At 58.8% G+C, this 250-nt stretch carries 1 protein-coding gene; it reads left to right on the top strand.

Annotated features, from left to right (window positions below; translation table 11 throughout):
• Positions 1-250 (top strand): hypothetical protein (locus tag SB679_RS25540; protein WP_410705162.1); only part of this gene is annotated, 250 nt, incomplete at both ends.

Below are 250 nucleotides of genomic sequence, written 5' to 3'. Positions count from 1 at the left end.
ATGATCGGAGAGTTGGCCGCGATCCAAGCAGTGACGTCGGGGAAGAAGGCAGCTTTCCTTTTGCCCTACCGGGCACTCGTCAACGAAAAGTTCGAGGAATTCAGCGCGCGCTACGAGGCCGCTGGCCTGCGCGTCGTACGCTGTAGTGGAGATGCGAGCGACGGCATCGGTCCTGTGCTCTCGGGACGCTATGACCTTGGCTTCTTTACCTACGAAACCTTCCTTAATCTCGCGTTGGGATCACCACGCC

The sequence above is a fragment of the Chryseobacterium sp. SIMBA_029 genome, assembly GCF_046535275.1.
Classification (GTDB): Bacteria; Bacteroidota; Bacteroidia; order Flavobacteriales; family Weeksellaceae; genus Chryseobacterium.
Note: the sequence above shows the minus strand (reverse complement) of the source record. Positions and strands in the feature narration are given on the sequence as shown.